Annotated in this window: 12 protein-coding genes; 3 read left to right on the top strand and 9 right to left on the bottom strand. The window is 72.5% G+C overall.

Going from position 1 to position 12,635, the window contains the following annotated elements; all coding sequences use genetic code 11:
- The gene (locus AB4Z02_RS06590) at positions 1–513 is read left to right on the top strand and encodes a 2'-5' RNA ligase family protein (RefSeq protein WP_441970084.1); all 513 of its coding nucleotides are present in this window, start codon (positions 1–3) and stop codon (positions 511–513) included.
- Between the two features lie 3 nt (positions 514–516).
- Positions 517–1,611 carry a YihY/virulence factor BrkB family protein gene (locus AB4Z02_RS06585; RefSeq protein WP_441970083.1) on the top strand — a complete coding sequence of 365 codons (1,095 nt, stop codon included), beginning with the start codon at positions 517–519 and terminating at the stop codon, positions 1,609–1,611.
- Between the two features lie 21 nt (positions 1,612–1,632).
- On the opposite strand, the gene AB4Z02_RS06580 is transcribed toward AB4Z02_RS06585, so the two are convergent.
- From AB4Z02_RS06580 to AB4Z02_RS06550, 7 genes are all read right to left on the bottom strand, one after another.
- On the bottom strand, positions 1,633–2,574 hold the full coding sequence (locus AB4Z02_RS06580; RefSeq protein WP_441970082.1) for a DUF389 domain-containing protein: 942 nt from the start codon (positions 2,572–2,574) through the stop codon (positions 1,633–1,635).
- Between the two features lie 67 nt (positions 2,575–2,641).
- Positions 2,642–3,967, bottom strand: a complete 1,326-nt coding sequence (locus tag AB4Z02_RS06575; RefSeq protein ID WP_441970081.1) for a D-alanyl-D-alanine carboxypeptidase family protein — start codon at positions 3,965–3,967, stop codon at positions 2,642–2,644.
- Positions 3,968–3,982: 15 nt separating this feature from the next.
- Entirely contained in the window at positions 3,983–4,750 is a 768-nt protein-coding gene (locus AB4Z02_RS06570; protein WP_056882474.1) for a succinate dehydrogenase iron-sulfur subunit, read from the bottom strand.
- A complete protein-coding gene (gene sdhA, locus AB4Z02_RS06565; protein ID WP_056882475.1) occupies positions 4,750–6,534 on the bottom strand; it encodes a succinate dehydrogenase flavoprotein subunit in 1,785 nt (594 codons plus the stop codon). Before sdhA ends, AB4Z02_RS06570 begins: the two co-directional genes overlap by 1 nt.
- 31 nt (positions 6,535–6,565) lie before the next feature.
- Positions 6,566–7,042, bottom strand: coding sequence for a succinate dehydrogenase hydrophobic membrane anchor subunit (locus AB4Z02_RS06560; protein WP_082590116.1), 477 nt, complete (start codon positions 7,040–7,042; stop codon positions 6,566–6,568).
- Between the two features lie 10 nt (positions 7,043–7,052).
- Entirely contained in the window at positions 7,053–7,430 is a 378-nt protein-coding gene (gene sdhC / locus AB4Z02_RS06555; protein WP_082590045.1) for a succinate dehydrogenase, cytochrome b556 subunit, read from the bottom strand.
- A gap of 169 nt (positions 7,431–7,599) precedes the next feature.
- Positions 7,600–8,739, bottom strand: a complete 1,140-nt coding sequence (locus tag AB4Z02_RS06550; RefSeq protein ID WP_441970080.1) for a glycosyltransferase family 4 protein — start codon at positions 8,737–8,739, stop codon at positions 7,600–7,602.
- Positions 8,740–8,839: 100 nt separating this feature from the next.
- On the opposite strand from AB4Z02_RS06550, the gene AB4Z02_RS06545 reads away from it, so the two are divergent.
- Entirely contained in the window at positions 8,840–9,973 is a 1,134-nt protein-coding gene (locus AB4Z02_RS06545; RefSeq protein WP_056882476.1) for a mannose-1-phosphate guanylyltransferase, read from the top strand.
- Positions 9,974–10,101: 128 nt separating this feature from the next.
- Here the strand turns inward: AB4Z02_RS06545 and AB4Z02_RS06540 are convergent, their stop codons facing one another.
- Positions 10,102–11,706: an ABC transporter permease gene (locus AB4Z02_RS06540; RefSeq protein ID WP_056882477.1), complete on the bottom strand. Its 1,605-nt coding sequence runs from the start codon at positions 11,704–11,706 to the stop codon at positions 10,102–10,104.
- Positions 11,703–12,632, bottom strand: coding sequence for an ATP-binding cassette domain-containing protein (locus tag AB4Z02_RS06535; protein WP_441970079.1), 930 nt, complete (start codon positions 12,630–12,632; stop codon positions 11,703–11,705). The genes AB4Z02_RS06540 and AB4Z02_RS06535 overlap by 4 nt, the downstream gene beginning before the upstream one ends.
- Positions 12,633–12,635: the final 3 nt, after the last annotated feature.

Raw genomic sequence — 12,635 nt, 5'->3', positions numbered from 1 at the left:
GTGCCCACCATCGGCGTCTCGATCGCGATCCCGTCGCCCCATGCGGAGATGCTCCAGGCGAAGCGCGCGTCCTTCGGTGACCCCCTCGCGGAGTGCATCCCGACCCACGTCACGCTGCTCCCGCCGACCGAGGTGCCGCAGGAGGAGCTCGAGGCCGCGGTGAAGCACCTCGAGGAGGTCGCTGCCCAGGGCCACCCCTTCCCGATGGTGCTGAGGGGCACCGGCACGTTCCGCCCCACCTCGCCCGTCGTCTTCGTCCAGGTGTCCGGCGGCATCGCCGACTGCGAGCTGCTCGAGAAGGCTGTGCGCCAGGGGCCGCTCGACCGGCGGCTGGACTTCAACTACCACCCGCACGTCACCGTCGCCCACCACGTGCCGGACCCCAACCTCGACCGCGCGTTCACCGAGCTCTCGGGCTTCGAGTGCGCGTTCGAGGTCGAGGAGTTCCACCTCTACGAGCACGGCGACGACGGTGTGTGGCGACCGGTCCGCTCGTTCGCCCTCGGCGGCTGACACGTGCAGACCCTCAAGAGGTGGTGGGCCCGCCTCCAGGCCACCCACGCGTGGCAGGCCTGGAAGCGCTATGGCGACCACCGCGGCAACGTGCTCGCCGGCGGCGTCGGCTACTTCGCCTTCTTCTCCATCTTCCCCGCGGTGGCGCTCGCCTTCACCATCGGCGGCATCGTCCTGCGCGGGCACCCCGAGCTGCTGACCGAGGTCCGCCAGTACGTCGACCAGACGCTGCCGGGGTTCGTGCGCGACGAGCAGCACAAGACCGGGGTCATCCCCATCGCCATCCCGCAGAAGAACGCCCTGACCATCACCGGTCTGGTGGGCCTCGTCGGCCTCGTGCTCGCCGGCCTGGGCTGGCTCGGGGCCCTGCGTGACGGCATCCGCGCGGTGTTCGAGGCTCCCGGCCAGCCCGGCAACGCGGTCATGCTCAAGCTGCGCGACCTCGGCGTCATGGTCGTGCTCGGCTTCGGCGTGCTCGTCTCGGCCGTCGTGACGGTGGCCGCGGGCGGGGTGGCCACCAAGGTCGCCGAATTGGTCGGCCTGGGCTCACAGTCCTGGGTCGTCGGCGTGGTCGGCTTCGCGATCGGGGTCGTGCTCGACACCGGGTTGACGGCGCTGATGCTGCGTGTCCTCAGCGGCGTGCACATGCCGTGGACCGCACTGCGCAACGGTGCCGTCTTCGGCGGCGTGGCGCTCACCGTCCTCAAGGTCGGTGGCTCGCGGCTCGTGGCCGGCACCACCGGCAACCCCCTCTTCGCCTCCATCGCCGTGGTCGTGGGGTTGCTCGTCTGGCTCAACCTGATCTCCCGGGTGATGCTCGTGGCTGCGGCCTGGGCGGCCAACGACGTGGCGGCGCAGGACGCGGCAGCCAAGGACGCGGCGCGGCTCACCGGGGCGCAGAAGGACAAGCTCGTAGAGGGTCCGGCACCCGAGCCCCTGGACAGCATCCGCGACCGCACCGACGCGGGGCTGCCGACGTTCGGGCAGCGCGCCGCCGACCGCACCTCCGTGGCCGCCGGGGCGGTGCTCGGCGCCGTGGGCACGGTGGCCGTGGGCTCGCTCGCCGGTGGCGTGCGCCGCCTCCTGCGCCGCCGCTGAGGGTCCCTCCGGAGGGAGGGATCAGGCAGGCACCGCCGTACGGCGTCGGAGCCGGTCCCAGAGCGCCCGTTGCAGCAGCAGCGTGAGGACCCCGGCCACCGTCATGCCGACGATGTTGACGCCGAGCTGGGCCGCGGCGCCCCCGAGCTGGCTCCACGCCCCGGAGGCGAGCGCGACGGAGAAGTCCCCGGCTGCGGGCACCGTCGTCACCGAGATGAAGACGCCGACCAGGGCGTTGCTGCGACCCGCCGTGGTCGACAGCACGCCCGCGGCCCCGGCGAGGACCGCGACCACCAGCGACCAGCGGTCCGGCCGCCAGATGAACCCGGTCAGCGGCCGTGGGGAGGCGACCGTCGACGCGTCGATCCACCCGGCGGCGACGGCGGCCAGCGCGATGAGGGTGGTGAGGGCGATGGCGATGACGAACCCGCGCACCAGCAGCCCGAGGGCTCGGGCGGCGAGGCGCCGACGGCCGAGCGCCAGTCCCACGGACAGTGAGGCGACGGCGCTGAACTCCGGCCCCACGACCATCGCCCCGACCACGAGGATCGCCGAGTCCGTCACCACGGCGACCGACGCGATGAGCGTGGCCAGGCACAGGAACGCGTAGTAGGACCACGAGCCGTGCGACTGGCCCTCGGCGGTGTCACGCACCGCGTCCCAGACCACGGCGTCGTCGGGGGCGCCGGGTGCGTGCTTCTCTGCGGCGACGGCGTTGCGTGACGGCGACGCCTCGACGGCGAGGATGGTGATGCCCCCGCGGTCGTGCAGCCCCAGCCGGTCCAGAGCCCTCAGCAGGTCGTCGGTGGCCTCCCGGGCCACATCCGCCTCCACGAGGTCACCGGCCGGCTTGAGACTGCCGCCGCGGGTGAGTGCGAGGTTGGCCACGGCGTGGTTGGGCTCGAGCAGCGCGAGCACCTCGTCGGACAGGTCGGGCGGGACGGCCAGGCGCAGGTGCAGCACGCAGCGACCCTAGCCGCAGAGCCGGAGCGCTCGAGCAGCCGGCGCCATTCCCGGCGGAGCGGTGCCGTCAGTGGCGGGCGGCCCGACGCCTGGCGGCAGCGCGCGAGCCCAGGACGCCCAGCAGGGCGGTGATGGCTGCCAGCACCCCGACGCCGAGCCACGGGGCCTGCTCGCGAGGGGCCAGGCCGATGCCCGGCAGCGCCGCGGCTGCTGCGGTCGCCCGGGACTCATCGGGCTCCGGCGTGGACCCAGCAGCTCCGGCTACCGCGGCGGGGGAGGGCGCCGGGGCGGGCGGCGTCGTCACGGTGCCGGGAGCCACCAAGGTGCCCACGGGCCGGGCCTTCGCGGCGTAACGGAACGCCCAGTCGTACATCGCCGCCTGGGGTCGCCACGAGGAGTCCAGCCCGTACATCTCGGTGAGCAGGTAGGTCCTGCCGCCGCGGGTGACCGCCGAGATGTAGGTGCGGTGCGCCGCCTCGGTGTAGCCGTTCTTGACGCCGATCGTGCCCTCGTAGTTGTACAGCAGCTTGTTGTGGTTGTTGATGACGTAGGAGGCGCGCTTGTGGGTCCTGGGGTCGCGTCGACCCGGGAACGGCGCCTGCTTCGTGGTGACGTAGGTGCGGAAGTCCTGCAGCTTCAACGCTGCCCGGCCGATCAGGGCGAGGTCGTAGGCACTCGACGTCTGGCCCTTGGCGTCCAGGCCGGAGGGGTCGACAGCGACGGTGTCGTGGGCGCCGAGCTGGTCGGCCATGGCGTTCATGGCGGCGATGGTGGCCATCCGGCCACCGGCCGCGGCAGCCAGGGCGTAGGCCGCGTCGTTGCCCGACGACATCAACAGCGCCTGGAACAGCTGGCGCCCGGTGTAGCCGAGGCCGGGCACGAGGCCGACCCTGGTGCCGTCGGCGTCGGCGTCGGTGTTGGTCGCGACGACCACGCGGTCGGGGGACACCTTCGGGATGAGCGTCAGGGCGGTCAGGGTCTTGAGCGTGCTCGCCGGCCTCAGCCGCGCGTGGGGCGCCTTGGCCGCGATGACCTGGCCCGTGTCGAGGTCGGCCAGCAGCCAGGAGACGTCGCGCAGCGCGGGCGGCCGCGGGACCCCCGGTGGCAGGTCGGCGACCAGTCCGGTGGAGGCGAGGCGGGGACCGCCGACGGACAGCTCGGGCCGCACTGTGTCACGGGGGACGGGCAACGGCGTCGTCGTCGGCTTCGGCTTGGCCGCCGTCACCCGTACGGGCGCGACGGCTGCTGGGGCGACAGCGGCTGGTGCGACAGCTGCGGGCGCGGCGACGGCGGAGGGGGGACCGGCCGCCTGCGCGCCGGGTCCGAGGACGACGACGCCGCCGACCGCCAGCACGAGGCTGGCAGCGGCGGCGGGGGTACGTCGTCGGGGCACGCGGAGAAGTGTGCCTCAGAAGCGGCTGGTCAGGAGGGCTCTCTTGACCTCTTGGATCGCCTGCGTCACCTGGATGCCACGCGGGCAGGCGTCGGTGCAGTTGAAGGTGGTGCGGCAGCGCCACACGCCTTCCTTGTCGTTGAGCACCTCGAGGCGCTGGCTGCCACCCTCGTCACGGCTGTCGAAGATGAAGCGGTGCGCGTTGACGATCGCGGCCGGGCCGAAGTACTGGCCGTCGTTCCAGAACACCGGGCAGCTCGTGGTGCACGCGGCGCACAGGATGCACTTGGTCGTGTCGTCGAAGCGGTCGCGGTCCTGCTGGCTCTGGATCCGCTCGCGGGTGGGCTCGTTGCCCGTGGTGATGAGGAACGGCATCACCTCGCGGTAGGCGTCGAAGAACGGCTCCATGTCGACGATGAGGTCCTTCTCGACGGGAAGGCCCTTGATCGGCTCGACGGTGATGGGCTTGTCCGGGTTGACGTCCTTGATGAGCGTCTTGCAGGCGAGCCGGTTCTTGCCGTTGATGCGCATGGCGTCCGAGCCGCAGACGCCGTGGGCGCAGGAGCGACGGAACGACAACGAGCCGTCCTGCTCCCACTTGATCTGGTGCAGGGCGTCGAGCACGCGGTCGGTGGCGTGCGCGGTGACCTGGTAGCTCTCCCAGTGCTGCTCGCTGTCGACCTCGGGGTCGTAGCGCGCGATGCGGAGGGTCACGGTGAACGTCGGGACGGCGCCGACCTTGCCCTCGGTCCCCTCGGTCTTGGCTTCCACGGTGGCGGTCATCAGTACTTGCGCTCCATCGGCTGGTAGCGGGTCACGGTCACGGGCTTGTAGTCGAGGCGCACCTCGTCGGCGAACAGCGCCGACTCGGCCCCGAAACCCTCACCGGCGAGCGGGGCGCGGTAGGCCATGGTGTGCCGCATGAAGTTCACGTCGTCGCGGGCCTCGTAGTCCTCGCGGAAGTGGCCGCCACGCGACTCCTTGCGCGCCAGGGCGCCGAGGGTGATGACCTCGGCGAGCTCGATGAGGAACCCGAGCTCGACCGCCTCGAGCAGGTCGGTGTTGTAGCGACGGCCCTTGTCCTGCACCACGACGTTGGCGTAGCGCTCCTTGAGCTCGTCGATGACGCCGAGCGCCTCCTTCATGGAGCCCTCGGTGCGGAACACCTGGACGTTGCGGTCCATGGTCTCCTGCAGCTCGCGGCGCAGGTCCGCCACGCGCTCGCCGCTCTCGCGGCCGCGGATGCCCTCGACCATGCCGTCGACCAGCGAGGCGGGGTTGGAGGGCAGCTCCACCCAGGCGGCGTTCGCGGCGTACTCCGCGGCGGCGATGCCGGCGCGGCGGCCGAACACGTTGATGTCGAGCAGGCTGTTGGTGCCCAGGCGGTTGGAGCCGTGCACCGACACGCAGGCGACCTCGCCGGCGGCGTAGAGGCCGGGGACGACGTCGGTGTTGTTGCGCAGCACCTCGGTCTCGACGTTGGTCGGCACGCCACCCATGGCGTAGTGGGCGGTCGGGTAGACCGGCACCGGCTCGGTGTAGGGCTCGACGCCGAGGTAGGTGCGCGCGAACTCGGTGATGTCGGGGAGCTTGGCGTCGATGTGCGCCGGCTCGAGGTGGGTCAGGTCGAGCAGCACGTAGTCCTTGTTGGGACCCGCGCCGCGGCCCTCGCGCACCTCGTTGGCCATCGAGCGGGCGACGATGTCGCGCGGTGCGAGGTCCTTGATGGTGGGAGCGTAGCGCTCCATGAAGCGCTCACCGTCGGCATTGCGCAGGATGCCGCCCTCACCACGGGCTGCCTCGGACAGCAGGATGCCGAGCCCGGCGAGGCCTGTCGGGTGGAACTGGAAGAACTCCATGTCCTCCAGCGGGATGCCGCGGCGGAAGGCGACACCCATGCCGTCACCGGTGAGGGTGTGGGCGTTGGACGTCGTCTTGAAGACCTTGCCGGTGCCACCGGTCGCGAAGACCACGGACTTGGCCTGGAACACGTGGATCTCGCCGGTCGCGAGCTCGTAGGCGACGACGCCGGCCGCGTGCTCGACGCCGTCGGCGCCGGTGTTCATGAGCAGGTCGAGGACGTAGAACTCGTTGAAGAACTCCACGCCCTGCTTCACGCAGTTCTGGTAGAGCGTCTGCAGGATCATGTGGCCGGTGCGGTCCGCGGCGAAGCACGAGCGGCGGACCGCGGCCTCACCGTGGTTGCGCGTGTGCCCACCGAAGCGGCGCTGGTCGATCTTGCCCTCGGGCGTGCGGTTGAACGGCAGGCCCATCTTCTCGAGGTCGATCACGGCGTCGATCGCCTCACGGCACATGATCTCCGCAGCGTCCTGGTCGACGAGGTAGTCGCCACCCTTGACGGTGTCGAAGGTGTGCCACTCCCAGTTGTCCTCCTCGACGTTGGCGAGGGCTGCGCACATGCCGCCCTGGGCCGCGCCGGTGTGGGACCGGGTGGGGTAGAGCTTGGTGAGCACCGCGGTACGCGTGCGGGTCGAGGACTCGAGCGCCGCGCGCATGCCGGCGCCGCCGGCTCCGACGATGACGACGTCGTACTTGTGCGTCTGCATCAGGGTTGGTTCCTTCGGTTTTGCAGGGAGGTCATCGTCCGGTGCACACGGAGAGCGTGGACGAGGGGTCGACGCACGGGTCGAAGGTGAAGATGACCAGCGTGCCGAGCACCAGCACCAGGACGGCGCTCGCGACGAGCAGGCCCTTGAGCACCCAGCGCGTGCTGTCCTTCTCGGTGTAGTCGTTGATGATCGTGCGGACGCCGTTGAAGCCGTGGACCTCGGCGAGCCACAGCATCAGCAGGTCCCAGGTCTGCCAGAACGGGCTGGCCCACTTGCCGGCGACGAAGGCGAAGTCGACGCCGTGGATGCCCTCGCCGAGCATGAGGTTGACGAACAGGTGGCCGAAGACCAGCACGAGCAGCAGGACACCGCTGCCGCGCATGAAGACCCAGGACCAGAGCTCGAAGTTGCCGCGGCCCTTGGAGACCCGGCGGTAGCGCGAGGTCTTCGCGGAGACCGCGTCCGGACCGGCGTGGTAGTTGGTCTCGCTGGTGGTGGCGCTCATCATCAGCCTCTCAGTGCGTGAAGACGACGGTCAGGTGGCGGATCGCGAACGGCGCGAAGAGCACCACGAAGCCGATGGCCACGGCCCAGAACATCTGGCGCTGGTACCTCGGGCCCTTGGCCCAGAAGTCGACCGCGATGATGCGAAGGCCGTTGAGCGCGTGGAAGATCACGGCAGCGACGAGGCCGGCCTCCGCGAGCCCGACCACTGGGTTCTTGTAGGCGCTCATGACCTCGTTGTAGGCGTCGGGGGAGACCCGCACCAGCGCCGTGTCGAGCACGTGCGCGAAGAGGAAGAGGAAGATCAGTACGCCGCTGATGCGGTGGGCCACCCACGTCCACATGCCTTCGCGGCCGCGGTAGAGGGTCCCGTTGGCTGCCTGCGCCACTGCGCGTCCCTTTCGAAGCAGGAGTTCGGTCACGGCGAGTCGCGCAGAGCGTCGATGGCCGTTCTTCGTCCGTCAGGTTATCTGTCGCCGCAGGTCGGCCGCGCGCGGGCCTCCTGTGAGAAACCAGACAAGCCGGGTTACCGGCGGGTACCCAGCGCCGCCGGCGACCTCAGCGGGCGGCGGCGCGCGTCGTGCGGACCGAGTCGTAGTGGTCGAGGAGCTCGTCGGTGACGCCGGACCACGAGCGGTGCTCCACCTGCTCCCGTCCCGCGCGACCGAGAGCCTCGCGCTTGGCCCGGTCGCCGGCGAGGTGCGCCACGGCGTCGCGCAGGCCGTCGGGCGAGTCCGGATCGAAGAGCAGTCCGGTGCGGCTGTGGTCGACCAGGTCGAGCGGCCCGCCGCGTGCCGGTGCGACGACGGGGAGCCCCGACGCGGCGGCCTCCTGCAGGGTCTGGCCGAACGTCTCACGGGTCCCGGTGTGGACGAACACGTCGAGCGCCGCATACGCCCGCGCGAGGTCGTCGCCGTCACGCCGGCCGAGGAACACGACGTCGAGCCCTGCCGCCGTGAGCAGGGCCCGGTCGTCGGCGCGGCTGGGTCCGTCGCCCACGACCACGACCCGGGTCCCCGGCACCGTGCGGAGGGCGGCGAGCCGGTGCAGCTCCTTCTCGGGTGCCAGCCGTCCCACGTAGCCGACCAGGACCTGGCCGTCGGGCGCGAGCGCGCGCCGCAGCGCGCGGGTGCCTGCGTCCGCCCGCCACGACGGGTGGAACGCGGCGGCGTCCACGCCGCGGGTCCACAGCGCCGTACGGGGCACGTCGTGCAGCGCGAGCTCGGCCAGGGCTGCGGAGGAGGGGGCCAGCGTGCGGTCGGCGAGGCCGTGCACGTGCCGTACCCACCGCCACGCCGCACGGGCGGCCCCGCGCCCGACCGGTCCGGGCGCGTGCTGGGCCAGGTAGCTGGGTACGTCGGTCTGGTAGACCGCGACCGACGGGATCCCCCGCCTGGCCGTCGCCGTGAGCGCGGCGGCGCCGAGGACGAACGGCGAGGCGACGTGGACGACGTCGGGGTGGAAGGCGGTGAGCGCCGCCTCCACCTCGCCGCTGGGCAGCCCCACCGCGAACTGGCGCACGGGGACGGACGTGAGGCCAAGCACCGGGTACCCGGCCCACTGCTCCGGAGCCGGTCGGGGGGCGAGGACCACCGCGTCGTGACCGCGGTCGCGCAGGCACTCCAGCACCCGGCACACGCTGGTGGTGACGCCGTTGACGCTGGGGAGGAAGGACTCGGTGACCATGGCGACGCGCACGGGACCAGCCTGTGCGGACCCGGTGTGGAGGCCGTGACGTCGCGGGGTGTGTCAGGTGAGCGGGACGTGACCACGAGGTGCGTCGGCTAGCGTTCGCGCCATGTCGAGTCCTGCCACGCGCCCCGAGGGTGCGGCCCCGACCACGTCCGGGACCAGCGCGCACGAGCACTTCTGGGCAGTCATCCCGGCCGGTGGAGCGGGGACCCGGTTGTGGCCGCTGTCGCGGCAGCGCTCGCCGAAGTTCCTGCACGACCTCACCGGCTCGGGCCGTTCGCTGCTGCAGGCCACCTGGGACCGGCTCACGCCGCTGACGGGTTCGCAGGTGCTCGTGGTCACCGGGGCCGCTCACGTGGACGCGGTCCGTGAGCAGCTCCCCGGCCTGCCCGCCGACCAGCTCCTCGCAGAGCCCTCGCCGCGCGACTCGATGGCCGCGATCGGCTGGGCCGCGGCCGTCCTTGAGGCGCGCGACCCCGAGGCTGTCCTCGGGTCCTTCGCGGCCGACCACGTCATCGGCGACGAGGAGGCGTTCCGCGAGTGCGTCACCGCCGCGGTGGCTGCCGCGGCCGACGGCCACGTGGTCACCATCGGGATCGAGCCCACCCATCCCGCAACGGGTTTCGGCTACATCGAGCTGGGTGAACCCCTGGGCGCCGGTCCGGCCCACGCAGTCAGCCAGTTCGTGGAGAAGCCGGACCGCGAGCGGGCGCGGACCTACCTCGCCACCGGCCGGTTCCGTTGGAACGCAGGCATGTTCGTCGTCAGGGCACGGGTCCTGCTCGACCTGCTCGCCGAGTGGCACCCCGAGCTCGCGGCCGGTCTGCGCGCGCTCGCGGCCGACCCCACGCGGCTGGAGCAGGTGTGGCCCGGGCTCGAGAAGATCGCCATCGACCACGCGGTCGCCGAGCCTGCGGCTGCGCAGGGCCGCGTCGCGGTCGTGCCCGGCGGGTTCGGCTGGGACGACGTGGGCGACTTCGCCTCCCTTGGGTCGCTGCTCGAGGACGCGGTCGGTATGCCGGGGGTGCAGGTCCTCGGGGACGCCTCCCAGGTGCGGCTCGTCGACTCCACGGGTGTCGTCGTCCCCGCGAGCGGGAGGCTGGTCGCCCTGGTCGGGGTGGAGGACGTCGTCGTCGTCGACACCCCCGACGCGCTGCTGGTCATGTCCAGGGAGCGCGCGCAGGACGTCAAGGGCGTCGTCGAGCAGCTCCACGTCCAGCGCCGCACCGACCTCACCTGAGCCCAGCCGCCCCGCCGAGGTCCCGGACTTCGGGGGAAGGGCACCGTCATGCGCCGAGGTCCCGGACTTCGGGGGAAGGGCGACGTCATGCGCCGAGGTCCCGGACTTCGGTGGGGTGGTGAGCTCGGTCAGGTCACGAGGTCGCGGTGCCGGAACGCGGCATACCCGGCCGCGCCGGCGAGCAGGGTCACCAGGAGGAGCCCCGCGAGTCCCGCGGCGTCGGCGTCCCCGCCGGGGAGGCTGCCCAGGTGGTCGAACGGCGACAGGCCCATCGCCCAGCCCGGCAGGCTGACGAGCGGACCCAGCTCGCCGATGAGGACGAACGCCGCGAGCAGGCCCCAGGCCGCCGGCGTCCACAGGGGGACGAGGCCGAACAACAGCACCGTCAGGGCGACGCAGACCAGCACGGCAGGGGCGGTGGCCACCGCTGCAGGGAGCACCTCGGCGACGCCCACCTCGCTCACCGCCCCGCCGGACAGGCCTGCGCTGAGGCCCATGACGACGAGCAGCCAGAGGGACCCCAGGACGGCGACGAGCACGTGGCTGGTCAGCCAGCGCCAGCGGCTGACCCTGGTCGCGAGCGCGACCTCTGCGCGTCCGCCGGCCTCCTCCGAGCGCAGCCGCAGCGCGGTCGCGATCCCGAAGGCGGCGGCGCCGACGGCGAGGAACCGGATCTCCGTGCCGAAGAAGACCTCGAGCAGGCTGCCGTGCCCCCCGCTCATCTTGCGGAACATCTCCTCGATGCCCGGGCTGCTGGCGATCTCGTCCACGGACCGGGCGATGCTGCCGATGACCAGGCCGAGCACGGCGTAGCCGGTGGTCCAGCCGAGGAGGGCGCCGCGGTGCAGCCGCCACGCCAGTCCCAGTGGCGACCCGAGCGCGGAGGACGCGCGGGAGGGCCCGGGGCGCGCGGCCCACAACCCCGAGCCGAGGTCGCGGCGCTGCAGCAGGAGGTCGGCGACGACGAGCAGGGCCGCCATCGTCGCCACGGCCGGGAGCACCAGCCACAGCCGGTTCTCCCCGAACGGGCTCACCCGCTCGGCCCAGCCGAGGAACGACGCGTAGGCCAGGTCGGCTCCGCCGGAGGGGTTCGTGGTGCCGCCGGAGGTGTCGGCGACGGCCCGGACGACGAAGGCCAGCAGCAGGGTCGTGAGGGCGATGCCGCCGGCTCCTCGCGCGGTCGAGGTGAGCTGGCAGGCGACCGCGGTGATCCCCACCATGACCAGGCCGGCGACGACCTCCACGACCCCGAGGGCCACCGAACCGGTGGCGTCGACGCCGGTCCCGACGAGGCTCAGGGCCGACAGCCCGCCGGTGGCCAGCACTGCTGCCGTGGCGAGCAGCACGGCGGCCGCGAGCGGGGCGCGTCGCCCGACCACGCCGCCGGCGACGAGCTCGAACCGTCCCTCTTCCTCCTCCGTGCGGGTGTGCCGGCGCACCAGCGCGAAGGCCAGGAAGGCGGTGAAGAGGCTGCCCAGCATGATCGTCTTGAGCACCCCGACCGCGGCCGCGGTGAGTGAGGGGAGCGGTCCGTAGAGCGCCGTGATCGAGGGGTTGTCGGCCATGACCCGCGCCCCGGCGGCCGCCTCGGCGTCGGTGGGGTAGAGCTCCAGGGTGGCCGCCATCGACGAGTAGGCCGTGAGCACCAGGGCCGCCACGCTGGCGATGACCACCCACCGGTCGCGTCGCCAGGCCAGGCGCAGCAGCGGCCAGGTGCCCGCGAAGGTGCTCACGCCCTGACCTCCTCGCCCACGGGGGACGGGGTGGCGAGGTCGTCGCGGTACTGCGAGAGGAACAGCTCCTCCAGCGTCGGGGGCTGGCACGTCAGGGCGAGGATGCCGTGGCCGCCGAGCCGCCCGACCACGTCGCCCACGGAGCTCGACTCGACCGACAGCACGAGGCGGTCGCGGTCGAGCCGGGCGCTGGAGACCCCCGGCCAGGCGCGGGCGTCGGCGAGGTCGGGGGTGTGTCCCAAGGTCGCGGTGACGCTCGTGCGGGTGAGGTGGCGCAGGTCGGCGAGGGTCCCGGAGTCGACGATCCGCCCGGCGCGCACGATGCTGACCCGGTCGGCGGTGGCCTCGACCTCCGACAGGATGTGGCTCGAGAGCAGCACCGTGCGCCCCTGGGCCCGGGCCTGAGCGACCTGCCCCTCGAACACCTTCTCCATGAGGGGGTCGAGCCCCGAGGTCGGCTCGTCGAGGACGAGCAGCGGGACGTTGCTCGCGAGGGCGGCCACGAGGGCGACCTTCTGCCGGTTGCCCTTGGAGTAGGACCGGCCCTTCTTCGTCGGGTCGAGCTCGAAGAGCCGGAGCAGCTCGTCGCGGCGTCCGGTGTCGACGCCGCCGCGCAGCCGGCCGAGCAGGTCGATGACCTCGCCGCCGGTGAGGTTGGGCCACAGCACGACGTCGCCCGGCACGTAGGCCAGCTGCCGGTGCAGCTCGGTGGCGTCGCGCCACGGGTCGCGGCCGAGCAGGGTCACCGTGCCGGCGTCCGCGCGCAGCAGCCCGAGCAGGATGCGGATGGTGGTCGACTTGCCCGACCCGTTGGGCCCGAGGAAGCCGTGCACCTCACCCTCGTGGACGGTGAGGTCGAGTCCGTCGAGCGCGACGGTGGAGCCGAAGGTCTTGCGCAGGCCGGTGGCCTCGAGGACAGCTGCCATGGC

This window comes from Pedococcus sp. 2YAF34, assembly GCF_052114585.1.
Lineage (GTDB): Bacteria > Actinomycetota > Actinomycetes > Actinomycetales > Dermatophilaceae > Pedococcus.
This window is presented reverse-complemented; position numbering and strand designations above follow the sequence as displayed.